This is a genomic window from Gluconobacter sp. GP1, assembly GCF_032913585.1.
GTDB classification, from domain to species: domain Bacteria; phylum Pseudomonadota; class Alphaproteobacteria; order Acetobacterales; family Acetobacteraceae; genus Gluconobacter; species Gluconobacter cerinus.
In genome coordinates this window covers 142,323-165,979 of record NZ_JASGXC010000003.1, presented here as the reverse complement: position 1 = coordinate 165,979, position 23,657 = coordinate 142,323, and the positions used below count along the sequence as shown (strand labels likewise).

General features: G+C 55.4%; 22 protein-coding genes. 15 read left to right on the top strand and 7 right to left on the bottom strand.

The window, feature by feature from the left end; translation table 11 throughout:
- Positions 1-125 precede the first annotated feature (125 nt).
- Complete coding sequence (locus R5H23_RS08940) at positions 126-1,361, top strand: glycosyltransferase family 4 protein (protein ID WP_211509435.1); 1,236 nt, start codon at positions 126-128, stop codon at positions 1,359-1,361.
- 16 nt (positions 1,362-1,377) lie between these two features.
- Here the strand turns inward: R5H23_RS08940 and R5H23_RS08935 are convergent, their stop codons facing one another.
- Positions 1,378-2,514, bottom strand: a complete 1,137-nt coding sequence (locus tag R5H23_RS08935) for a hypothetical protein (protein WP_211502305.1) — start codon at positions 2,512-2,514, stop codon at positions 1,378-1,380.
- 218 nt (positions 2,515-2,732) lie between these two features.
- Here R5H23_RS08935 and R5H23_RS08930 point away from each other — a divergent pair, with 218 nt between their 5' ends.
- On the top strand, positions 2,733-3,143 hold the full coding sequence (locus R5H23_RS08930) for a hypothetical protein (protein ID WP_086633435.1): 411 nt from the start codon (positions 2,733-2,735) through the stop codon (positions 3,141-3,143).
- A gap of 45 nt (positions 3,144-3,188) precedes the next feature.
- Here the strand turns inward: R5H23_RS08930 and R5H23_RS08925 are convergent, their stop codons facing one another.
- From R5H23_RS08925 to R5H23_RS08915, 3 genes are all read right to left on the bottom strand, one after another.
- Positions 3,189-4,415, bottom strand: coding sequence for a hypothetical protein (locus R5H23_RS08925; protein WP_317215179.1), 1,227 nt, complete (start codon positions 4,413-4,415; stop codon positions 3,189-3,191).
- 163 nt (positions 4,416-4,578) lie between these two features.
- Positions 4,579-5,118 (bottom strand): DNA starvation/stationary phase protection protein Dps, encoded by a 540-nt coding sequence (gene dps / locus R5H23_RS08920; RefSeq protein ID WP_211495482.1) that lies wholly within the window; start codon positions 5,116-5,118, stop codon positions 4,579-4,581.
- Between the two features lie 59 nt (positions 5,119-5,177).
- Positions 5,178-7,691, bottom strand: a complete 2,514-nt coding sequence (locus tag R5H23_RS08915; protein WP_317215178.1) for a glycosyltransferase family 2 protein — start codon at positions 7,689-7,691, stop codon at positions 5,178-5,180.
- 272 nt (positions 7,692-7,963) lie between these two features.
- Between R5H23_RS08915 and pstC the strand changes: the two genes are divergently transcribed.
- The 6 genes from pstC to R5H23_RS08885 are packed head-to-tail and all read left to right on the top strand — an operon-like array spanning position 7,964 to position 13,297.
- Positions 7,964-8,932 (top strand): phosphate ABC transporter permease subunit PstC, encoded by a 969-nt coding sequence (gene pstC, locus R5H23_RS08910; RefSeq protein ID WP_046900721.1) that lies wholly within the window; start codon positions 7,964-7,966, stop codon positions 8,930-8,932.
- Positions 8,929-9,801, top strand: coding sequence for a phosphate ABC transporter permease PstA (gene pstA / locus R5H23_RS08905; protein ID WP_317215177.1), 873 nt, complete (start codon positions 8,929-8,931; stop codon positions 9,799-9,801). The genes pstC and pstA overlap by 4 nt, the downstream gene beginning before the upstream one ends.
- Before the next feature lie 17 nt (positions 9,802-9,818).
- Positions 9,819-10,589 carry a phosphate ABC transporter ATP-binding protein PstB gene (pstB, locus tag R5H23_RS08900; RefSeq protein WP_283092261.1) on the top strand — a complete coding sequence of 257 codons (771 nt, stop codon included), beginning with the start codon at positions 9,819-9,821 and terminating at the stop codon, positions 10,587-10,589.
- A 6-nt stretch (positions 10,590-10,595) separates the two neighbouring features.
- Positions 10,596-11,315 (top strand): phosphate signaling complex protein PhoU, encoded by a 720-nt coding sequence (phoU, locus tag R5H23_RS08895; RefSeq protein WP_086633432.1) that lies wholly within the window; start codon positions 10,596-10,598, stop codon positions 11,313-11,315.
- Positions 11,312-12,034: a response regulator gene (locus R5H23_RS08890; RefSeq protein ID WP_046900725.1), complete on the top strand. Its 723-nt coding sequence runs from the start codon at positions 11,312-11,314 to the stop codon at positions 12,032-12,034. The genes phoU and R5H23_RS08890 overlap by 4 nt, the downstream gene beginning before the upstream one ends.
- 3 nt (positions 12,035-12,037) lie before the next feature.
- Entirely contained in the window at positions 12,038-13,297 is a 1,260-nt protein-coding gene (locus tag R5H23_RS08885; protein ID WP_099211736.1) for a cell wall metabolism sensor histidine kinase WalK, read from the top strand.
- Positions 13,298-13,354: 57 nt separating this feature from the next.
- On the opposite strand, the gene R5H23_RS08880 is transcribed toward R5H23_RS08885, so the two are convergent.
- Both R5H23_RS08880 and R5H23_RS08875 read right to left on the bottom strand, forming a co-directional pair.
- Complete coding sequence (locus R5H23_RS08880) at positions 13,355-14,770, bottom strand: amino acid permease (RefSeq protein ID WP_086633430.1); 1,416 nt, start codon at positions 14,768-14,770, stop codon at positions 13,355-13,357.
- Positions 14,771-14,939: 169 nt separating this feature from the next.
- Complete coding sequence (locus tag R5H23_RS08875; protein WP_086633429.1) at positions 14,940-16,181, bottom strand: lytic transglycosylase domain-containing protein; 1,242 nt, start codon at positions 16,179-16,181, stop codon at positions 14,940-14,942.
- A gap of 63 nt (positions 16,182-16,244) precedes the next feature.
- On the opposite strand from R5H23_RS08875, the gene fliL reads away from it, so the two are divergent.
- From fliL to R5H23_RS08850, 5 genes are read left to right on the top strand one after another with little or no spacing between them, the layout of a single operon-like run.
- Positions 16,245-16,718 carry a flagellar basal body-associated FliL family protein gene (gene fliL, locus R5H23_RS08870; RefSeq protein ID WP_211508264.1) on the top strand — a complete coding sequence of 158 codons (474 nt, stop codon included), beginning with the start codon at positions 16,245-16,247 and terminating at the stop codon, positions 16,716-16,718.
- Positions 16,718-17,824: a flagellar motor switch protein FliM gene (gene fliM, locus R5H23_RS08865; protein WP_249196778.1), complete on the top strand. Its 1,107-nt coding sequence runs from the start codon at positions 16,718-16,720 to the stop codon at positions 17,822-17,824. The genes fliL and fliM overlap by 1 nt, the downstream gene beginning before the upstream one ends.
- Positions 17,825-17,842: 18 nt before the next feature.
- Complete coding sequence (locus tag R5H23_RS08860) at positions 17,843-18,346, top strand: DUF6468 domain-containing protein (protein ID WP_211498607.1); 504 nt, start codon at positions 17,843-17,845, stop codon at positions 18,344-18,346.
- Positions 18,347-18,351: 5 nt separating this feature from the next.
- Positions 18,352-19,071, top strand: coding sequence for a hypothetical protein (locus tag R5H23_RS08855; protein WP_317215175.1), 720 nt, complete (start codon positions 18,352-18,354; stop codon positions 19,069-19,071).
- Entirely contained in the window at positions 19,071-21,506 is a 2,436-nt protein-coding gene (locus tag R5H23_RS08850) for a hypothetical protein (RefSeq protein WP_317215477.1), read from the top strand. The genes R5H23_RS08855 and R5H23_RS08850 overlap by 1 nt, the downstream gene beginning before the upstream one ends.
- Positions 21,507-21,511: 5 nt before the next feature.
- Here R5H23_RS08850 and R5H23_RS08845 read toward each other — a convergent pair whose 3' ends face one another.
- Positions 21,512-22,168, bottom strand: coding sequence for a TetR/AcrR family transcriptional regulator (locus R5H23_RS08845; protein WP_232309175.1), 657 nt, complete (start codon positions 22,166-22,168; stop codon positions 21,512-21,514).
- Between the two features lie 115 nt (positions 22,169-22,283).
- Here R5H23_RS08845 and R5H23_RS08840 point away from each other — a divergent pair, with 115 nt between their 5' ends.
- Together R5H23_RS08840 and R5H23_RS08835 are read left to right on the top strand one after the other, a co-directional pair.
- Positions 22,284-23,492: an efflux RND transporter periplasmic adaptor subunit gene (locus tag R5H23_RS08840; protein ID WP_099211750.1), complete on the top strand. Its 1,209-nt coding sequence runs from the start codon at positions 22,284-22,286 to the stop codon at positions 23,490-23,492.
- Between the two features lie 6 nt (positions 23,493-23,498).
- Positions 23,499-23,657, top strand: a 159-nt coding sequence (locus R5H23_RS08835; protein ID WP_317215476.1) for an efflux RND transporter permease subunit, incomplete at its 3' end; no start/stop codon positions are given.

Sequence of the window (23,657 nt, the reverse complement as noted above, 5' to 3'; positions counted from 1 at the left end):
CACCCGGGAGTAAACAGCCTCTACGGGCTCTTGCACATGACAAGGGTCGCTTCATACGGCACCTGAGGTCCTTTGTTATTTAGACCTCCTAGGGGCTAGATCTTCTCCAGCAGCCGGGATTTGGTGTGCGCTTCCTTTTTGTTCATCAGAATTTTCCCGGCCAGTTCTTACATTTCGTGCGCCACCTGCATGAGCAGGGTGGCCATGAGATTGTTTTCATTTCCGAGGCAAATGCGGGTGAGGTGCCTGGAGTCAGGCGCGTCATCTATCGGGTGCCTCGTTTGCCATCCTCATCCACGCATCCCCATCTCAGAGAATTTGAATACGGGATACTCCGAGCAGAAGCCGTTGCGACCGCTGCTAAAACCCTTAAGCAGTTAGGGTACGAGCCTGACATCATCATCGGACATCACGGCTGGGGAGAGCTCCTGAACCTCGGGGATGTTTTTCCGGGGTGTCCGATACTCGGATATTTCGAGTTTTTCTATCACGCCGACCGGAACGATGTGGGGTTCGACCCTGAGTTTCCGTCCAGCCCGGACCTTGCGGCTGCGGTCCGAATCAAGAATTCGATCAATCTACAAGCTCTTTCCCAGACCAATGGCTACGGCCAGACGCCAACACAGTTTCAGCGATCAACTTATCCGGCCTGGGCACAGGAGAAAATTTCGCTTCTTCGCGAAGGTGTAAACCTCGATCTTTGCAAGCCAGAGCCACAAGCTCGGAAGCGCAATCTCGTCATTAATGGCGTCAAGATTGGTCCACGGGATGCTCTTATTACGTACGTCGCGCGTAATCTGGAGCCCTATCGCGGTTTTCACTCTGTAATGCGTGCCCTGCCTCGTATTCTTGCTGAACGTAAAGATGCTCATATCATCATGGTGGGCGGTGATCAGGTAAGCTATGGCGCTCCTCCGCCGGGGCGGGGAAGTTGGCGCGAGATCCTGCTCAAGGAGCTTGAGGGCCAACTGGACCTCAGCAGAATCCATTTTGTGGGCAAGGTTGCCTATGACGACTTCCGAGCCCTGTTGAAGCGCTCAGACGCGCATCTATATCTGACATATCCATTCGTTGCGTCCTGGTCCCTGAGAGAGGCCATGGCAACGGGCTGTCCGATTGTTGGAAGTGATACAGCACCTGTCAGCGAGTTTATCACAGATGGCCTGACAGGGCGGCTAGTACCGTTCCTTGAGCCGGATCGTATTGCGGATGTTGTTCTGGAACTGCTCGAAGACCGCAAGCAGGCGCGTCGTTTGGGGCAGGATGCGCGCCGCTATGCTGAAGCTGAGTTGTGTCTACAGGGTTACCTGAAGCGTTATGACGCTCTGGTGCAGGAGATCGTCAGCGGGCACCCCCGCTGACGATACAGCCAGTTTCTTACTGACTGTGCCAGGATGCGTTACCCTTGTAATGCACCTCATACTCTTCAACGAAGTCATTGAAACGGGCTTGGTCATCTATCCGAAGCACGGGAAGCTGTGCCTTGAGTTCCAGGCTCTGGAAGAGCGCCCGGCTCACGGCACGATTCAGAACGCCTGGGCCGGTCTTGAAGGCAATGTAGAGGCCGGGATGACGGAACATGTTGGCCCAAGCCGTCATGAGGGCATTGGCGATGACCGGATGCGAGGCAGTCGCTCCAAAAAAATCATTGTGAAGGACGTAATTGTCAGTGGTGAATAGCTGGCAAGTCGTTGGAATGGTGGCGAGAGCATGCCATTCTTCATCAGACTTGATGCGCAGGTCCGCATCAATCCACCAGCCGCCTTTTGCCAAAATGACGTGCAAGCGCAAAAGATCAGCGCCTTCTGCTGGGTGACGGACCTGCTGGAAAAGGTCGGATGCTTCCTTTCCGTAGTGGTCGTACAACCACTTGGTCGCTGTTTCCCGTGTGAAGATCGTAAAGCGATCTCCCAGCATGTTCTGATGGTATTCAATATTCTCGCTGATCTCTACGGGCGGGTTAGCGTCCCAGTACATGTAGAGGTGATGGGGTATTTGAGGCTGCGACTTTGGAAAGCCATCTTCACCGAAAGAGCGGATCCAGCGGAGAGCGATTTCAAGATAGAGGCGATCGATCTCTTCGCCTGAGTGAAACTCCTCGAAGCAGTTTCCAATCAGTTTCAGGCTTTCATCGAAATTATTTTCACGCCAGGCTGCCCGAATTCCGCGGATATAATTTGCCTGTGGGAACGAATATTTTTCTAATTCAAGTATTTCTTCTTCAGGAAGCGCTTCACTGGCTTTGAGAAGGCATAGGAGCCGAACTTGTAGAAGTGATTGCGGTAAAGGATATTCTGTTTGGCTCTTGCTATGTAGATCCAAGGCGCGTCTGTAGAAAAATGAAGCTTCTTTAACGTTGCTGTGGATATGGAGAATATTTGCGATGGCAAATGAATGCTCTACCGTATCTGCGCCATGTTTCTCGAAATATGCGAGGGCTTGTCCGTCACCTGCGAGGGTTGCCGCTGTGATGGACGGAGCATTATCGGATTCATGGTCAATATTCTGAGTCATCAATACCACTTGCGCGAATGTGTGAGCTAATCCGTAGCTTTGTCTCCTTGCAGATAGGACTACTCTGAAGCCAGGCGCAATAGGATCTTCAATTTGATTATATCTAAGACGCGCAACTCACATTTCCTGTGATCCTCAGGCATGCTATTTTCCAAACCCAATAAAATGGCGGCAATCCTCCGGAATGATAGATTCGGGGGCAGCAGGGAGAAAATTTTATGTCTGGCGAAATGCTTCCTGGCCTTGCGGTCTTGGTTGAGGGCTGGGTCATCAAGAAAGATGCAACGCTGGCTCCTCAGCGCATGACCAGCGACGATATTCAAGATCTGGCCAAGGCGACCGTCGAAACCTTGAAAGAGCGCGCTCTGGGCGATGTGGAAAACGGCTGGGGCAGCTTGCAGACATTAACGGGCGGCTGGGTTGTGCAGCGCGAGCGAGGCAAAGTGCCCACCCCGTTGGGAAAAGAAGATTTTCGGAAATTTGTGATGCTGGCGCTTGAGGGAATGGCTCAGCAATCTTCAGGCACGTCTGTTCTGAGCGATGATGTCGACGACGTGTCTCTTGAAGATGAAGCACCGTCCTTGGATGCTTTTCGCTTTGCCAGAGAGCATCTCCAGCGCTGCCTGTGAAGGAAACCTGGCCCCGGAAGAATATCTTTCGGGGCCAGTAGACCCTCAGGCTGTGTACCAGGAAGGCAGCTGGGTTTTGTAAGGTGTATCAAATTCTTCAATCATGTCGTTGAAGACATGGTGGTCGAAGACTTCGATGGATTTTGCAGGTGTCCGGCCCTTGAGGGACCGATGGGCAATCCGGTTCAGTGCACGGTTAAAGATGCCTGGACCCGTTTTATACGCAATGAAAAGCCCTTGATGCAGATAGCAGTTCCGATACAGGGACAGCAGGCAGTCCGTCAGGACGTCGCTGTTAGCAACAGATCCGAAAAAGTCATTATGAACGACGTGATTGTGCGTGAGGAAGAAGGCTGAACCTTCCTTGCGCTCTGCCATGAACTGTAGCGCTGCATCGCTCTTGACCCGAATGTCGGCATCCAGCCACCAGCCACCAAGGAGCTGGATGACGTGCACCCGTAGAAAATCAGCAGCCTCAGCTGGGTGGCGTGCACTCAGGAACAGTGTGCGGGCTTCAATCCCGTAATTGTCGTAAAGCCATTCAGCCGCTTCTTCCTTATCGAAGGTTTTGACGTCAAAGCTGGAGATCGCTTTGTGATAGTCAAAATTCCTCTGGATTTCTGCTGGCGGATTTTTGTCCCAATAGAGAAACATCTTCCGCGGAATACGATTATAGATATCGTTGCCCTGCGGAGTTGCTGAAAATACAGAGGGGGAGGCTCTAAGCGCGACTTCCAATGCGACAGAATCAACTTCTTCGCCTGTATGGAACTCGTCGTAAGCATTGCCCATGATGTTCAGGGCATCACGTGGTGGCGTTCCACGCCAGGCGTGGGATGTCCCATCGATATAGTTTGCAAATGGGATGTTCAGGCTGCGCAGCTCAGCGAGTTCATGTTGCGGAACAGGCTGGCCTGCCTTGAGCAGGCAGAGAAGCCGGACCTGCAAAAGGGACTGTGCCAGAGGATACTGCGTCGGAGACTTGGAGTGCAGTTCAAACGCACGGCCGTAATATGTCGCGGCTTCGGCTACGCTGCGGTTTGTATGCAAAATATTGGCAAGCGCAAAAGCATGTTCAACAGTGTCTGCGCCATGCTGTGCGAGATATGCCGCAGCCTGAGGGTCCGGTAGTTCTGCTGAAGCGGGCGCCGGTGGCGCTGCAGGTTCTTCGGCGGCATTGGAAGGTGGTGTATCTTCTTCTCTCAAGGCTTCCCATTCGGACAGATCCCAAGCCGCGCTGTCTTGGTGTGTCGTTTGATCTTCGGAAGTCATGCCTATTGTCCCGCTTCAGGAAAGTCGTGATCAAGGCTCACCTCAGGCGGCGCCTTTTGTGCCTTTATTGGTAATCGCGATATTGTTGAGGGGCAAGTGCCACAATAAAAAACGGAGCGGCCAAAGACCGCTCCGTTTTCAGGCTCAGTAATGCAGGCGCGTATTAGGCGCGCTTGCCGTCGTGGTCACCATCACGCATCTGGCCGGTTGGTTCCTGCACGTGGGCTTCCAGGAACCACAGGTGCTTGTCCAGACCACGGGAAACCTCGGTGAAAAGGTCGGACGTGTCATCGTCGCCTGCTTCGTCCGTGATCTTGATGGCTTCACGCACGTTGTTTGCAACAGTGGCGTAGCGATCAATCAAAGCGGCAATATGGTCTGCAACCCGGTAGATGTCGGTCGGGTATGGCTTGCAGGATGAATTCTTGGAGACATCCTGCACAGTCCCATATGCCGTTCCGCCGAGCTGTGTTGCACGCTCTGCTGTTGTGTCTACAAAATCGTCAATGCTGGTACGGAAGCCATCCAGCATTTCGTGGACACCGATGAACTGTGGTCCCTTGAGGTTCCAGTGTGCCTGCTTGGTGATCAGGGCAAGATCAATCAGATCGGCCAGACGGGCGTTAAGCGTTTCGATTGAAACGCTTTTCGTGTTGTCCGCTGTATCGTTCTGCGTGACATGGCGATTGGACTTGGTGGCCATGATAGGTCTCCTGCAAGAGGGTTCGTTATCCGGATAAACGCGGAAACCTCAATTTGGTTTCACAGTGTTTCCGGATCCACAAGATCGAAAAATGGCTGCTGATCTACTGTAAAGTAGCGAGGATATGACGGATCCCGTTCGAAAAGTGGATTGTCACTCCAACGAGCCAGCATGGTCTGGGTTTCATGAAAGAAGCGGGCTTCATGTTCCGGGCGATCATCGCTACCCCGGGACAGGCTTTCATGATGATAGGCCACCACTTCTGCAGAGAAGATGATCCGATAACCTGCATCACGAATTTTCAGGCAAAGATCGACGTCATTATAAGCGACTGTCAGTTCTTTTTCGTCGAAACCACCAATTTCATGAAAGACGTCTGACCGGACCAGCATCGCTGCTGCCGTGACGGCGGTGACTTCATGTGAAAGCATGGTGCGTCCAATGTAACCATATTCCGTCACTGGATCACCACGGTGAACATGAGCGCCTATGCCCGCTGGCCCGACGATCACGCCCGCATGCTGGATCGTATCGTTCGGATAGAGGAGCTTCGCGCCGACTGCTCCGATATCTGGCGCGGCGAGGGCTTCTCCGATGGCAATATGAAGCCAGTTGGAATGTTCAACGAAAACATCGTTGTTCATGAACATCAGATAGTCGGCGCTGGTCTGTTCAACAGCAAGGTTGTTGAGGCGTGAATAGTTAAAGGGTTCCTCAACCGTCAGGACTGACACGCGCGGGTGCTTCTGTATCTCGCTGATGAAATCAATCGTTTCATCCTCGACTGACCAGTTGTTGACCAGAATGATATCAAAATTTTTGTATGCGGTTTTATTGAGGAGGGCATCAACACACTGACGCGTGGTTTCAACCTGATCTTTGAACGGAATGATAATGGTGACTTTTGGGGCTTTTTTTGTCAGCCACTCAACGCCATAGAGTGTAAGCCCACGGATTGAAGAGACTTTGGCTTTGATCTTTCGGCGTTTGAGATGGTCATGCACACACCGGACGCCGGCTTCGATGGCATAGGTCTTGTTGGCGACATTAACGGCTGTGGAATTGGGTGTTTTACGCCAGTGATAGAGAACTTCGGGAACGTGATGAATTTCTGAAGGCGACAGGATTTCCGTTGCCCGCAGAACGAAATCGTGGTCCTGCGCGCCATCATAGTCGGACTTCAGGTGGCCGATTTTACGCATGGTTTCTGCTTCAACCATCGTCAGGTGACAGATGTAGTTGCAGCCCAGAAGATAACGATAATTGAAATCGGGTTTGAGGTTAGGTTCCAGGAAATATCCGGCCTGATCGATCTTGTCTTCGTCCGAATAAAGGAGCTTGGCCCCTGTCTCCAAAGCCGCATGAACCATCACTTCAATGGCGACATCGACCATGAGGTCATCATGGTCAAAAAAGACCACATAATCGCCTAGGGCCGCATCCATTCCGGCATTTGTTGCACCCGAAATGCCTGCATTTTTCGCGAGAGGCACAGCGCGGATGCGCTGGTCTGCTTTGCAGAACTGCTCAATGACGGCAGTCGTCTGTGCGCATTTCCCGGCATCATCAACGATGAGGAGTTCCCAATTCGAATAGGTCTGAGACAGGACTGAATTGAGGGCTGCTTCAAAGTCGCTTTTTAATGGCCGATAGGTCGGACAAAGAATGGAAACCAGAGGTTCAGTGCGGGCGCTGCCCTGAAGTTGACGCTGTTTGGCGACGCGTTCTCTCAAAAGAGGGTAATATTTATGTGCCCAGCGATTGTAGTCGCCAAGGTTATAGCCGCGTCTTGGAACAAGATCCCTGACCTCCTGACGCAGTTCAGAAAGCTTCCGGTGAAGTCCGTCTATGGTTCCCAGCAAGTCAACGAGGCGTGTTTCCAAAGCATCGTCAGCAAGGGACGTGATAAAAGGACTTCCGTTTAGCTCGGTCCGGTCCGGAAGGGTGACAACCTGGAATTTGTGCGGCGCGCTCCCCCGAAGCCGTTGAGGAATGGGAATTTCGAAGCCGCAGTTCGGGTCGCACCCCAGAACGGCTGCGACATCTCCTCGATATCGGTCTGCTCTGGTTTGCGCCATTGGAACACCGTCAACAATGACGGAGATCATGCATCGACCGTGCTGCTCTGCGCCGGGCTTATCAGCACAGAGAATCCAGCCCCGAAGCGCGCCCTGCTTCACGCCATCAACAAAGCTTTGATACTGGGGTAGAAATTTTTCAGAAAAATGAATGGTAGCGGCTGGGGGGGCTTCAGGGGTCGCGGAGTCAGTTAATGGGAGAGCTGAGCGATCCGGAAACCGAATGGAAAATTCGTGACGCTTGCCGTCGATAAATTTTTCAGGGACGGAAAATTCGAACCCGACTTTTGACGTTGGGAGCTGAAGGGCAGCCTGAACATCTTGTCGCTCTTGATCGCATACGATCTGCATGACTTCTTGTTGGTCAATCAAGACGTGAAGCAGGACCAACCCTTGTCCACGACTATCTACTGCCCATCCGCGAGCCTTGCCGTTCTCGAACTGATCAAGATGTCCAGTAAAAGGGCCGAACGTAGTTGGGAGTGATTGCTTCAACGCCACTGGATTCCTGCTCCGTTCTATGTCTTCGTATTTTACCGAAAGACAAAATTAAGGCCTACTTTCTGGCATGTTAAATCGATTGCCGAAATGGGTCTTGGTAATCTGATTTCGCATCGGGCGAAAAAAATGTGTCGCGAGTGACATAAATCTTTCATGCCCTGCCTCGTCCACGCCGGTTGTCCTTCTGGGTTGGGACGGCTAATGCACGGAAGTGGCGGCATCTGCCGTCAGTGTGCACCAGTTATCACAGCCAGAGCCTTTGACGCATGACACTTGCCCCAGCCAGGCAACCCGAAAAGGTTTCCGTTTCCGAACATACGGAAAAGCGGAGTAACGCAGATACCGCATTTCAGGCGGTGGTCGGTGGATGCTCTCTGCTGGTCCTGATTGTCCTCGGTGGCCTTGTTGTGTTGATGGGTGTTGGTGGGCAGGACGCTTTCAAGACATTCGGTCTTGGGTTCGCGTTTCGGGATGTCTGGAATCCGGTCTCCAACGAATACGGCGCCTGGGCTCCTCTGTTCGGTACAATCATCAGCACTCTGATTGGTGTGCTGATTGCGACGCCACTGGCATTTGGAACGGCCTTCTGGCTGACGGCCATCGCTCCTCCAAAAATTTCGGCAATTGTCGGAACGGCTGTTCAGCTTCTGGCAGCAGTGCCGTCCATCATCTTTGGTATGTGGGGCTTCTTTACGATCGTGCCTTTCATGGCGCGGCATGTGCAGCCCTTTATGATGCACCATTTCCGGCATGTTCCCGGCATCAACATGCTGATCCATGGTGCGCCTTTCGGAACCGGCCTGATGACGGCGGGTCTTGTTCTGGCCATGATGATCGCGCCTTTCATGACGGCGGTCATGCGGGATGTTTTCAGCGCCATGCCCGGTATGCTTCGTGAAAGTGCCTACGGGTTGGGGGCAACGCGCTGGGACGTGATGTGGAAAGTCGTCGTGCCCTGGTCCCGGTCGGGCATGATCGGCGCTATTGTTCTGGGTATGGGACGCGCTCTAGGTGAAACCATGGCCGTGACATTCGTGATCGGAAACGTGACAGCCGTCGGCTGGTCTTTGTTTGCCCCGCGAAGCACGGTGGCCTCTCTCATTGCACTGCAATTTCCGGAAAGCCCGGCTGGGTCGCTTCGTTTGTCTTCTCTGCTGGCACTGGGTTTCATTCTCATGTTGCTGTCGTTTGCCAGTCTGTCTCTGGCCCGGATGCTGAGAGGGGATAGCAAATGAGCAATATCACTACGCTTTCTCCTGGCTGGGCTCCCAATCCTTGTGGCGCGCGTCGCCGCCGGAAGGATCGTGTCGCGACCATTCTGGGCATGATTGCGGCGGGCATTCTCGTGCTGGTTCTGACGTCCATTCTCTGGACGCTTTTGGCACGCGGTATCGTCGGCCTTTCGGCAGGTGCTCTTTTCAAGCCCATGGGCCCGCCAGGTTCTGGAGGTGGGCTGGCAAACGCTATTCTTGGTAGCGTGATTCAGACGGCGATGGCCCTTGCTATGGCCACCCCCCTAGGGCTGGGTTGCGGCATCTATCTGTCCGAGTATGGCTCCAAGCAGAACCGTTTTGCCTCGTGCGTGCGTTTTGTTTCTGATGTTCTGATGTCTGTCCCGTCCATTCTTGTGGGGCTGTTCGTCTATCAGGTTTTGGTGGCGCCGTTTGGTCACTTCTCTGCTTTTGCGGGCTCCGTGGCCCTCGCCATTCTTGCTGTGCCCATCATTGTGCGCACAACGGAAGATATGCTGCGTCTCGTACCGGTCTCGATGCGCGAAGCCGGAGCGGCGCTGGGTGCAACGCGCTGGCGCGTTACCCTTTTTCTCTGTCTGCGTTCGGCTAAAACCGGCGTTTTGACAGGTATTCTTCTGGCTCTGGCCCGTGTGAGTGGCGAGACGGCTCCCCTGCTGTTTACATCACTCGGTAATCAGAACTGGTCCTTCAGCCTGAACCACCCCATGGCCAGCCTGCCGGTGACAATCTACCAGTATGCAGGTGCATCTTACGACGACTGGGTACAGCTTGCTTGGGCTGGTGCTCTTCTGGTGACACTGGGTGTTCTGGCCATCAATATTGCCGTTCGTTTTTCGGCCCGGCGCGGATGACTTTACAGGATTTCAAAATGAACGAGACCAAGCCGCAAGTGGCCCTCGCCGTTCGCAATCTGAACTTCTACTACGGGCAGAACCATGCCCTGCACGATATCAGCATCGACTTTCCCGCCCGGAAAGTGACGGCGATGATCGGCCCCAGCGGCTGTGGCAAATCCACGCTTCTGCGGATCTTCAACCGTATGTACGATCTCTATCCGGGACAGCGTGCAACGGGAGAGGTGATTTTCGACGGTCGCAATATTCTTGAAACCGGGCTGGACCTGAACATCCTGCGCGCGCGGATCGGAATGGTGTTCCAGAAGCCGACACCGTTCCCGATGTCGATCTATGACAATATCGCTTTCGGTGTGCGCCTCCATGAGCGCCTGAATAAGGCTGACATGGATGTGCGTGTGCAAGACGTGCTGACACGTGTTGCCCTGTGGAACGAAGTGCGGGATCGCCTGAATGCGCCGGCTGCGGGTCTCTCGGGCGGTCAGCAGCAGAGGCTTTGTATCGCACGTTCCATTGCGACCCGCCCTGAAGTTCTGCTGTTGGACGAGCCGACGTCCGCGTTGGATCCGATCTCTACCGCACGTATTGAAGAACTGCTGGACGAGCTCAAGGAAGAGTTCACGATTGCGATCGTGACGCACAACATGCAGCAGGCGGCACGGTGTGCTGATCAGGTTGCGTTTTTCTACATGGGACGGCTGATTGAAGTGGACGCGGCAGACCGCATCTTCACCAATCCAAAGCAGCAGCAGACCCAGGACTACATCACCGGAAGATTTGGATAATCCGCCATGGCTGACAGATCTCATATCGTCAAAAGCTACGAGCAGGAGCTGGGTCAGCTCCGGTCCATGATGTCCCAGATGGGTGGCATCGTAGAGAATCAGGTCGCCTTGGCGCTTTCGGCCATCGCAGACCGGAATGAGGAAGCTGCCGATGCCGCAGCCCGTCAGGATCCGGACGTTGATGAACTGGAGCGGGAAGTCGAAAGTCTCGCCATTCGCCTCCTGGCTCTGCGAAGCCCGATGGCCAGCGATCTGCGCGAGATTGTTGCAGCGTTGAAAATCACCGGCGATCTGGAACGTATCGGCGATTATGCCTCGTCCATCGCGCGTCGGTCCCTTCGTATTCGCGGCGCTGACGGGCAGATTTCGCTCTCAGGTCTGCGGAGCATGGGGCGTCTGGTGCAGGACAATCTGCGCCGGTCTATCGATGCGATCACGCAGCAGGATTCTAACCGGGCCATGGAAGTCTGGCACGCAGACCGCGCGGTCGATGAGTACTACACCGCGCTGTTCCGTGAACTCGTAACGTACATGATGGAAGATCCACGAAACATCCGTGCCTGCACGGAGCTTCTGTTCATTGCAAAGAACCTTGAACGGATCGGTGATCACGCCACCAATATCGCCGAGCGCGTGTTCTACGCGGTGACCGGAGACAACCTGCCAGCCGTTCGTCCACGCGGTGCTCCAGCAACTGCCGATACTTCAGAACAGCCAGACCGGTGAGCGGAAGCACCCAAATCAGGGCAAAAGGCCTTATCCTCGTTGTCGAGGACGATCCCGCTTTGCTCCTGATGATGCGATATAACCTCGAGCAACGGGGTTATCGTGTCGAATCTGCGGCCGACGCTGAGACCGCACTTCAGTTCCTCGAAACGGCGCGTCCAGACGCTGCTGTTCTGGACTGGATGCTCCCGGGAATGTCGGGGCTTGATCTGTGCAGGCGTATTCGCAGCAACCCGATCCTGCGCGATCTTCCGGTTCTGCTACTGACAGCGCGTTCAGGCGAGCAGGATGCGATCCGCGGGCTGGATACAGGTGCGGATGACTACCTGATCAAACCCTGTAGCGTTGACACTCTGGATGCCCGCCTGCGTGCTCTGCTGCGGCGACACCAGTCTTCTTACGACGTGCTGTCTTTCGCGGATATTACCCTGGACCCTGAAACTCACCGGATTGAACGGGCAGGCCGCCTGCTGTCACTTGGGCCAACGGAATATCGTCTTCTGGATCTGCTGATCCGGAATCCCCGCAAGGTTTTCTCCCGGGAAGACCTTCTGCGGCGGATCTGGGGACAGAATATCCATGTGGAAATTCGCACGATCGACGTGCATATCCGCCGGCTTCGCAAGGCAATCAATGGCCCGAATGAGCCGGATCTGGTGCGCACTGTCAGGGCTGCGGGTTATGCTCTGGATGATGGTCCTGTCACGGATGGACTTTGACGGGTGAGGGCTGAAAGCCTGGCAGCCGTCTCTCATGAAGGTCTGCCTTTCTGGGCAGGTCTTGTTCTTGTGGGAGCCGCGGTTGCCGGGTGGGGATGTGCATTTCTGGCATTCCGGCGACCGGCTTTACCGCTGCCGGTAGTGACGGAACATTCAGCCCTGCCACCCGCAGTACCAACGTCCGAGACTGCGCTCCCTATCGAGATTTTCCCTGGCAGTGTTCTTCTGCTGGACCGTCTGGGGGCAGTTCTTCAGGCGAACGAAGAAGCACTCACACAGTTTGGCGATAGTGTTGGCGCCATTCTCCGTCACCCCGCCGCGCGTTCAGCTCTTTCGGCCGCATTGCGCGTTGCTTCTGACAGCGCAGATGACCTGCCTTCAATGTGTTCGACAACGTTTACGCTGGATGTTCCTGTTCCGCGTACGCTTCACCTATCACTCAGACGAATTCCTGCCCAGCATGACCGGCATACACGCGTGCTTGTCATGCTGTCGGATCGGAGCGAAGCACAGGTCCTGGACAGGATGCGGATCGATTTCGTAGCCCATGCCAGTCATGAGCTCCGCACGCCTCTGGCCTCTCTGAGTGGCTTCATTGATGCCCTGCGCACCGGTGGAAGCAGCATGAATGAAGGGACGCGGCAGCAGTTTCTCGATATCATGGCCCAGCAGTCTGCTCGGCTGAAACGCCTGATTGATCGGCTGCTTTACCTGTCGCGCGTGCAGGCTCACGAACATCAGCGTCCCCGTGATCTGGTGGAAGTCGCGGATCTGATGGCCATTGTGCTTGGCGAAGTGGCTCCCCGGTTTGATGAGCCGGGATGTTCCCTGAATCTTGCCATTGAGGATGACCTGACGATCCGGGCCGATGAGGATGAGATGGTTCAGGTGCTTCTGAACCTGATCGAAAACGCCTTGCGCTATGGCCGTGAAGAGGGGCGGCCGTTTGCTGTGACGCTGTTCGCCCGACGGGCCCCTGAACGGGATGACCGCTGGCCTGAAGAAGGGGGCGTTCTGCTTGGAGTGGAAGATAATGGTCGCGGCATGGAAGCGCATCATCTCCCGCGGCTGACAGAACGATTTTATCGGGTGGTGGACAAGGTTGAGCCTGCCAAGCAGGGAACGGGCCTCGGCTTGTCTATCGTTCGGCATATTCTTGACCGCCACGGAGGAAGACTCAGGGTTGCGAGTGCCCCGGGTCGCGGTACGACGTGTCTTGTGTGGCTTCCGCCTGTTGGCGCATTGCCCGCCGAGAATTCCTGATTTCAACCTGAGCCCATAAAAAAGCGCCCCAGTAAGGAGCGCTTTTTTTAGTCGAACTCAGTGGGCTTTTCGGGTGCGCGCCAGAAGGAGCCATCCACCTACGAGGATAAGGCCGATGAGCGGAATGGCGCCAATGGTGATTGTGCCATCCGGATAATCGAAAGCCATCATTAGAAGAACGAATGCCAGAAACCCCAGTGTTGCCCAGTTGGTATAGGGGGCACCAGGCATGGCAAATGTTGTTGGAGCGATTTCGCCGCGATTAATGGCTGATCGCAGGCGAAGCTGGCACAGCAGGATGAAACCCCACGTGCTGATGATTCCGATGGCCGAGAAGTTCAGAACCACTTCAAACACACGGGACGGGATCAGATAGTTCAGGCCAACGCCCACCAGATAAACAGAAAGCGTTGTCAGAATGCCCATGTAAGGCACGGAGCTCTTGTTCATCTTGGAGAGCATCTGAGGGCCAGATCCCCCAAGGGACAGAGCACGCAGGACGCGGCCCGTGGAGTATAAGCCTGAGTTGAGGCTGGACAGAGCCGCAGTCAGGACAACGATATTCATGATCGTGCCAACACCCGGAATTCCAAGTGCCTGAAAGAACGTCACGAACGGGCTGACGCCAGCATGGTAAGCTGTCCATGGTAGCAGGCAGACGAGCAGGACAACCGAGCCAACATAGAAGAGACCGATACGCCAGATGACGCTGTTCACAGCGCGAGGCAGAATTTCACGTGCATCGTGGCATTCGCCAGCGGCAGTGCCAATCAGTTCAATGGCCGAGTAGGCAAATACGACACCTTGCAGCAGCAGAAAGACTGGCATGATTCCATGCGGGAACAGGCCACCGTTCTCTGTGATCAAATGAAGGCCTGTGGTGTGCCCGGCCACCGGCATCCGGCTGCCGAGAATAAGCGTTCCGGCGATGAGGAATGCGGCAAGGGCCACAACTTTGATGAGCGAAAACCAGAACTCCATCTCACCGAAGTAGCGGACGCCGATCATGTTCATCGTGCCAACGATGCTGAGAGCGCCAAGAGCAAAAACCCACTGGGGGACGTCCACGAAAACGGCCCAGTAGTGCATGTAAAGGGCGACGGCGGTGATATCGACGATGCCCGTCATGGCCCAGTTGAGAAATGAGAGCCAGCCCGCAGCATAAGCGGCTTTTTCGCCAAGAAATTCGCGGGCATAGGTCACGAAGCTACCGCTGGTTGGGCGGTACATGACCAGTTCTCCGAGGGCACGGAGAATCAAGAAAGAGAAAACGCCACAAACGGCATAGATCAGCGCAAGGGAAGGACCGGCAACCTGAAGGCGGGAGCCAGCACCAAGGAACAGTCCGGTTCCGATGGCGCCACCGATGGCGATCATCTGAACGTGTCGACGACCAAGATCCTTGTGATACCCTTCCTCGCTGATGACATCTTCCGATGGTGGAGTGTGATCGTGAGCAGGGCTGGTCGTCATCTGCGCATCCTGAGGGCCGGGATCGGCGTGGTGAATCAATGTCTGGACGTGGGTCACCTACACTTCGTGCGTGGCAGGTATGTCCAATCTGCATGGGAACATACGGCAAAGTCTGCCCATTGCCAACGAGCATTGAGTTTCCTTACGGAAATTAAGACTTTTGAGACATTTAATGTCCGGGTGGGACCGCCATGCAAGCCATTCCCTGGGCTGTCAGGCTGCTACAGGCACTGGCCGCGCCAGCCCGACTGATGCCAGCAAGACGGGCTCTATAGAAGCGTGTCCCGTGAGACAGAGTGGGCTGGACCTGAATTTGCGAAGCCTGAAGCGGAGAGAATGCAGACTGGCGGGCCATATTCGCCGCAAACCGGGCTTGCCCGGGATTCGCGAAGGCTCCGACTTGGATACCCCAGTCTCCGTAAGTTCCAGGGGCGCGATAGCTGACGGCGGTGGGTGTCAGGCTTGCAGAGGAATGGGATGTTCGAGGTGGTGTGGGAATAACCGGCGCGGGCGGCAAAAGCGTGCTGGCTACGGTCGATTGTTCGACCGTAGCGGCCGGGGCTTCAAGTTGACGGTTGGGGGCCGATACCGGGGTGCAGGCCATGCTCGGGTCATAGGCCGCATCTGGGTCACAGGGGCCGAGCGGGGGAAGGTCCGGCGGCATCGTATCTGAGGGTACGGAAGTAATGTGCCGTCTGGACCAGGCTTTCTGGACGCTCTGTTGTGTTGAACCGTACTGCCCTGAAGGCTGCGCCATGGCCAGTTGGGTGCTGGTATCAGGCGCCTCTGCGACCTCCATGGGAGATGCGTTCAATTGCTGTGACGACGCGTAGGCTGCCAGTGGACCCGTCATGGCGATCTGTGTGCCCAGATGCGGCGTGATACTTGCGATGTAATTGACAGTCTCGTTGGGGAGTGCGCGCCCTTGGTAGAGGTAATCCTCAAGGCGTTGTGGTCCAGCATTGTAAGCCACCAGAAATGCGGGAGCTCCGTATTTGCGAGACAGTATTTTAATATATCCGGTTCCCGCCATGATGTTGTCATGCGGTTCATACGGATCAGAACCCAGCCCGAACCGGCCCTGCATTTCAGCATAGGTCTGTGGCATGAGCTGCATCAGGCCCATGGCTCCGGCGCTGGACGTGATGGGTTGGCCATTCAGATACTGGTGGCCCCCCGATTCCTGGTGAATGACAGCTCTGATCCAGGCTTCGGGAATCGAGAAGCGACTGGCAGCCTGCTGAATGTATGGCCCCCAGGGATCACTGGCTGTGCCGGGGGCTTTGTAAGCACCGTTTGCCGCATAATATCGATTGTAGGGCGAGGGTTGGGAGGCGCATCCGGCGAGAAGGATTCCCGTCAGGCAAAGGCTTCCAGCATACAGGGCAAGGGGCCTTTTCCGACGCGTCATAAACCCAATGTTAATCTTTTGCTCAGATGATGCCGTTTGTCCGAAAGAGAAGGCAGACAGGCAGTGACGACGGAGACTCCGGAACTTGAGATCCCGGCGAAAGCTGGCGGAAAACGCAGGATTATCCTGATCGCAGCAGTGCTCTGTGCCATGCTGGCTGGAGGCGGCGTATTCGCCTGGCGGCATTTCCAACATCCTGCGTCCCGTCCCGTAAAAGCGGCGTCCCAGCCGATATCCCTGACACTCATTACCATCCCGACGCTGGTGTCCAACCTCGATACCGGAGATGGCAGGGCGCGTTATGTCCGGATCAGTGCGCGCCTTCAGGTTGAAGACAGCAAAGATACGGCAAAAATCGGGTCGCTCATGCCTCAGATACAGGATGCCTTCCAAACCTGCCTGCATGGGATGCGCCCGGACGAGCTAACCGGAGCGGGAATTTATCGTCTGCGGGAAACCATGCTGGCGCAGATTTCCAATATTCTTGCTCCCTTGTCGGTGCATGATCTCTTCTTCGTGGAAGTGCTGGTGCAGTGATGCCAGACGCACAGAAGGCTACCTCGGGAGGTGATGCAAACGATGCGCCGATGCCACGGTTTGCCCTTTCAATGGATGATCTTGGTTTTTCAGAGGATGACGGTGCGAACCGGATTCTGAACCAGGACGAGATTGATAGTCTCTTCGGTAGCGACGCCCACGTGAGCGGTGGCGGCGAAGGGAGTGGTCTGGAAAAACTGCTGAGCACGTCGTTCGTCTCTTACGAGCGGCTCCCTATGCTCGAAGTGGTTTTTGACCGCCTCGTCCGGATTCTCACGACCAGCCTACGGAACTTCACCAGCGATAACGTTGAAGTCTCAATGGATCGCCTGGCTTCCCAGAGGTTTGGGGATTATCTGGAGAATGTTTCCGGGCAGTCCATGTTCGCCGTCTTCAAAGCGGAGGAATGGGATAACTACGGGATTCTCGTTCTCAGCTCGTCCCTTGTTTACAGTGTCATTGATGCATTGTTGGGAGGGCGTGATCGTGTTCGTCCTCATGGCGATGGGGAGAGGCGGGCAGAAGGCCGACACCATACGGCGATCGAGCGCGCACTGGTTGAGCCTCTGATCCGTGTGATCCTCTCGGACCTTTCCATGAGTTTCAGCCCTTTGTGTGCTGTGAATTTTCGTTTTGAACGGCTGGAACTGAATTCCCGCTTTGCGACTATCTCCCGGGCGGCAAATGGCGTGGTGTTGGCGCGATTTGGCATCGATATGGATGGGCGCGGTGGGGATGTGGATCTCATTCTGCCCCATGCAACGCTGGAGCCTGTTCGGGAAATCCTGCTGCAACAGTTCATGGGTGAAAAATTTGGCCATGACGGCATCTGGGAAAGTCATCTTGCCCAGGAGCTCTGGAATACGGACGTCACGCTCGACGCCGTCCTGGAAGAGCAGAGCATGAATCTGCAGGACATCATGTCCCTTTCGCCGGGCGAGATGCTGGTGCTGCGCCGTGATCCTACGGCTCTCGTTCAACTGCGCTGCGGCGGAAAAACGATTTTCCGGGGTCGGGTTGGCAAAAAGCAGGGTCATGTCGCGGTTCGTATTGAAGAAAATCTTATTGGCGGAGGGGCCGGTGATCGCCCTTCCGCATACAGCTGAAAAGGCGGAGCACTCTCCATGGACAGGTTCCAGATCGTACTTGAAGTTGCTCTGTCAGCCCTGCTGCTGATTACGATTTTCTACAGCCTCTATCTTGGCCGAGCGCTATCGGTCATCCGTCGAAACCGGGGAGAGCTGGATGCCCTGATTGCGAGTTTGCAAAGCAGTAGCCAGCAGGCTCAGTCTGGTATCGACCATCTGCGTCAGACAACTGAAATGGTTGGACGGTCGCTGGGTAAAACGGTGGAGAGTGGAAAGAGTCTCAAGCGTGAACTGACGATGCTTTGTGAACGATCAGAGGCTGTCGCTCAGGTCTTGGAAAAAACAGCTTCAATCGGTCGTCCCGCCAACCCGGAGCCTCTCAGGGAGGCAGACGTGCCGGATATGGAGGGCCCTCGTTTTTCTGCCCGTCTCAGGACAGATGAAGGACGATGGGGATCACCCAGCGCATTGAAAACGCCATCCGGTAAGACTGCAGCCGAGCGCGAGCTGCTGCGTGCCCTTCGTCAGAAGCAGGTGTAACGCTCATGCTCTTTCGCTTGCTGCACATTGCCTGTGGTTTGATGATCATCCTGCTGGGCGTGAAGGTTTACGATCTGGTTGGGTATGTCGATGCCTCAACGGATTCATCGTTGATGTCGTCTGCCATGGCGCAGCCGGCCGCGACGCAAGTGGCGCCTAAAGCTACTGCTGACGAGGCTGCGAGCAAACGAGCTGATGTAGAAGACGGGAAGCCTGCTCAACAGAAGGCCCCCTCCTCGGACCTTTGCAAGTCAGGGGGCTGCCAAGGCGCATTGTCTCCGACAGGCACGGTAGACGCTATAACTCCTGACCCGACACTGAAAGCAGAGCTGGCTGCACGGCAGCAGGAACTGGATCGCAAGGCTGCGGCGTTGGAAGATCGGCAGCGACTAGTGGATGCGGCAGAAGAAGAGCTGCAACGTCGGATGACCGCACTCCAGACATCCCGTTCGCAGTTTGAAGAGACAGCACGACATTCGGACGAGCTTCTGAACCAGGATGCGGAAAGACTGGTCAGGATTTATGAGGCGATGAAGCCTGTCGATGCGGCCGCTATTTTCAATATTCTTGATCTGCGCGTTGGCGTGGGCCTTTTGAACCGTATGAGCCCGCGGAAGGCCTCAGCGATCATGGAAGCCATGTCTCCACAACGAGCCATTCTCGCGACACAGCTTCTTGCCAATGCTCATGCGCATCCAGACATGCATATCGGGGATAACGGGTGATGTTGGCGCGGGGCTGCCTCTTCGCTCTGGCCATGCTGCTGCTCTCACAAAACGCAGTAGCTTTGCCGCCCGCCGCAAGTGCGCTTCTTCCCTCAGGGTGGTCATTCCTGAACGATCCATCTCCTCTTTTATCCAGTCAAGAACGGGGCAGGGCGTCGGTCGGGCATAAGGACGACAGTGCGCGGCCTGTCATGCAGGCGAATGAGGGCGTCGTCCCATCCGCCACTGGATTGTGGTTACCGCTGGGGGAAATGACGCCCGTTGCCGCATTTCAAAATGGTCGACGTCTCCTGATCGTTGCTGCCGGTCGCCATGTCATCGACACCGCCGGGCTAACGAATGTTGCTCCATTCGAAGGTGTATCTGCTCGCATTATGGCCGATGTGACAGCTGTCAGCATCCTATGTCCTGAAGGATCCAGTCCATTAATAAGACCAGTCGGGCATGGATGGACGGTGTCTTTCGGACGTCAATCAACCCCATCCCCAGATGTTATGTTGTTAGGGCAAGATGAGGGTGCCCTGACCTTCACGCCGCCTCGGGAAGACAGGGCTCTATTTGTCATCACGTTTCGAGACCCGGATTCGGGCCGGCGGCTGTTGCTCGGTCTCTCACGGTCCGGTTCTGTTTCAGGTGATTTGATCCGGCGGGGAGCAGGTTTTGAGGTTCGTCCTAGCCTGATAGGGTTGGTCATTGCCGCAGATGCCGATGCAATTGAGCTCAGGCAAAACGGAAAGCAGTTCTTTCTTGATAGAGTTGGCCCCACCGATACTCCGCTGCTTGCTGGAGGGAAAGTTGCTGCTTATGGGGCTTCGGATGCCGGGGTAGCGTTGGCTGGCAGCCCACCGGAAGGTTTGCGGGAGAGTGTGCGTCGCGCTCAAATTGCGGCGGCCATGGCATCAGCGGGCCAGCGTTTTGATGCGCGGATCCGGCTGGCGCAAGCCGCGGCAAGGCTAGCTAATGGTGCGTTGGTTTCACAGGTTCTGCAGGTAGCACTGGAAGATCAGCCTGAAGGGAGCACCCGCAAAGATGTACGACGGCTGAGGCAAATTTCGGCTGTGCTGAATGGCCGCGCTGATCCGTCTCTGTTGTCAGAAGAAGAAGGGGCAACACCGGAGGATCAGTTTTGGCGAGGAATGGTACGCGCGCAGCTCCCCATTACGGGAGAAGGACCTGATATCGATGTACAGCGCACCCGCACGGCCAGGTTGATTGCGGCGGGACTACCTTCTGTATCGGGATATTCTCAGCCTTTGCGGCATCGTCTGCTGCCGGTGGCTGCAGAGTGGGTTGCGCGGTATGGCACAGCAAAAGATCGGGGCGTTCTCTTATCCCTTTCCTCGGTACCGGAAACCGTTCTTGCACGTGCCTTAGCAGCAGTTGAGACACATGCGTTGGATGCAAGAGGGCAGCTTGAGACGCTAACTCATGATCCTTCTCCTATGGTGTGGCCGGTTGCCAGCGAAGCTGCTCTTCGCTTCGATCTTGAAAAAGATGCACCACCCGCGAAAGCAATTGGTGAGCGTGTGGATGGTCTTATGCCTGCCTTTAGAATGGTTGGAAGGGAGCGTGAGGCACGACTGCTGAGTATTGATGCGTTCATCAAAGGGAAAGAATGGCGCGCCGCTCAACAGGGCGTGCAAGACGGGCAGGCTGTTTATGGGAAAGCTGGTTTTCCTGGTCATGACAGGTTGCTCGTTATTGCCCGTGGGTTCGCAGAACAGAAGAATATTGAAGCAAAGAGTGCTCTTGCTGAGGTCGAACTGTTGAAAGCAGCAATGACAATCGAGCCGAATGACCCGACATTACAGGCTTATTTTCTGAAGGCTCTGGGGCGTCGATATGCGGTGCTAGGCCTTCCGGACGCTCAACGGACGGTATTGCGTGGTCTTCTTCAGAACCAGCAAGGACCTGAACATCAGGACACTATGGTGAAGCTGGTTCGTCTGGATCTTGATGCGAAAGACCTGAGCGCTGCACTCCATGATTTATCGGCAGAAAACCCCGCCGATGTAGCTGTGCTGCCGGGAGGTCATCCAGAAGCGTTAGAGGTATCAATGCTTCGTGCTGAAGTCGCGCGTGAGCAACATGATTTTCCTAGGGCTGCGCGCTACCTCATAGGCCGGACAGAGACACAGGCATTGAAAATGCGTGCGCAGTTGATGGAGCAGGCGAAGGACTGGGTTGGCGCAGTTTCTGCTCTAAAACCTGTCATCGATGCAGCCTGGACAGGGCGTAAAGAGGCTTCAGCTCTGTCGCCGGATCTGGAAGCGTTGGTTCTGGAGCTGGCTGGCGATGCCTCAAGGGCCCATGATGATACCACCCTATCTGCTCTGAAAAGGCAGTATGGTTCTCTCATGGAGCGTTCGGCGTCCGAAGGGGTTTTTAAGCTTCTGGTTGGTGAAAGTTCGGCCAAGTTGCCTGCCGGTGGATAAGGCCCTTAGGTGCTATGAGCCTTGAGAAAGGTCTGTATGCCGTATGCGATGAACTGGACCAGGTTTTCGCCTTCTTTGGGCGGCTTGCAATGCGTGAGGTGCGCCAGTAGCGGGCCGCCCAAGGTCATGCTGAAAAGCAGATCTGCCGCTTCTTCAACGTTCTCGATATGGAGATGGCCGGCTTCGGCCTGTTTGGTCAGCCACTGCTGAACGGGGAGTGCCCGTCCGGAAAGATGAAACAGGTCTGTCACGATTTGTCGTACGGCAGGATTTCGCGTGGTTTCCGTGATGATGGACTTCAGAAGGCCAAGGCGCTCTTCATTTAGGAGTTGCTCCGCGAGGAGCGTCATCATCATCTGGAGCTGTTGGGGAAGAGGGTCTGTTTCAACCGGGGTATATGGAAGCGGAGCGAAAAGCCGCTCTATGATAAGGGTCTCGAAAAGAGATTTTTTAGACTCGAAAAACTGGTAGAGCGTCTTTTTGGACATTCCGGAGCATGCGGCAATGCTGTCCATGGACGCTGCATGATATCCATGAGTCGTGAGCATTGAACTTGCAGCATTCAGGATCCGCGTCTTGCGCTCTACGTCATCCACTGAACCGTTATGATCGCAGCACCGCAGCTTGCGGGTATCGGGTAGGGCGGAAGTGGGACTGTTCAAGATCAACTCCGGGATTATTCGTACCGGCCGAATTGACGTTCATCAAAGAAACCGGCTAGTTTCCGGAACAACTGGAAACTGCGTGGTTTCTGTATCACAGGATAGCGGCTGTATCATGCCTTCTTTTCAGAAAACATTTTGGATGTCGTCCGCGACTGTCGTCTTGGAGAAAGGTCAGATGCGCCGTCAGGCCAAAACAATGATCCCTTTGCTGGCAGCCGTGCCTTTCTTGGTTGCTGGCTGTCAGAAAAAAGCCGCCGCTCCGCAATTGCCGCCACAGCCTGTTGGCGTCATGACGCTGCAAACCCAGCCGGTTACGCTGGAGACGTCTCTTCCCGGCCGAACGGATGCCTATGAACAGGCGCAGATCCGTCCGCAGGTGAATGGTGTGATTGTCTCGCGTGACTTTGAGCAGGGTGCGGACGTCAAAAAAGGGCAGCAGCTGTTCCAGGTTTATATTGCGCCGTATCAGGCCGCTTATGACCAGGCCAAGGCGCAGCTCATGAATGCTCAGGCCGTTGCCACGCGCGCGGCTGGTCAGCTTCGCCGTTATGCGCCGCTGGTCAAGGCGCATGCTGTCAGCTCACAGGACTATGACAACACGCTTGCAACGGCCCGCGAAGCTGAAGCGCAGGTTGCTCAGGCGAAAGCCAATCTTGAGGCTGCCGAAGTCAACCTGAATTATACTCATGTCCGCGCCCCGATCGATGGCCGTATCGGCCGTACGCTTTATACGCCGGGTGCGTTGCTCACGGCAGGGCAGACACAGCCGATCGCAGTCGTGACACGGCTTGATCCAATCTATGTGGACGTCAATCTGGCCGCCTCTGACATGCTGCGTCTCAAGCATGAGCTGGCAACGGGGCAGGTTGAGCGTAAAGGCGATGATGCCGCTGCCGTGGGTCTGAAGCTGGAAGATGATTCAGATTATCCCCAGCGCGGTAAGCTCCAGCTTTCGGAAGTTACGGTCGATCCTGCAACGGGAACGCTTGTCATGCGAGCTGTTTTCCCGAACCCGGATCATCTGCTTCTGCCGGGAATGTTTGTGCATGCCCATATCCGTGAAGGTATCGATCCGAACGGCATTCTGGTGCCGCAGGTGGCTGTCCAGCGTGACTCGAAGGGCAATCCTTTCGTGATGACCGTTGATGCCGAAAACAAGGTGCAGCAGCGCCCGATCCAGACGACCCGGACGATTGGCAAAGACTGGCTGGTGACGGGCGGCGTCAAGGCTGGCGACAAGATCATCGTGAACGGTCTGCAAAAGGTTCAGCCGGGTGCGAAGGTCGCACCTCAGGAAGTTCCTGCGGGAAAGGCTGAGTAACAGCACATGACGCTCTCACGCTTTTTCATTGATCGGCCGATCTTTGCATGGGTGATCGGGCTGATCATCATGCTGGTTGGTGGCGTTGCCATCACCCGCATGCCGATTGCCCAGTATCCCAGCATCGCACCGCCGCAGATCGCCATTTCTGTCATGTATCCGGGT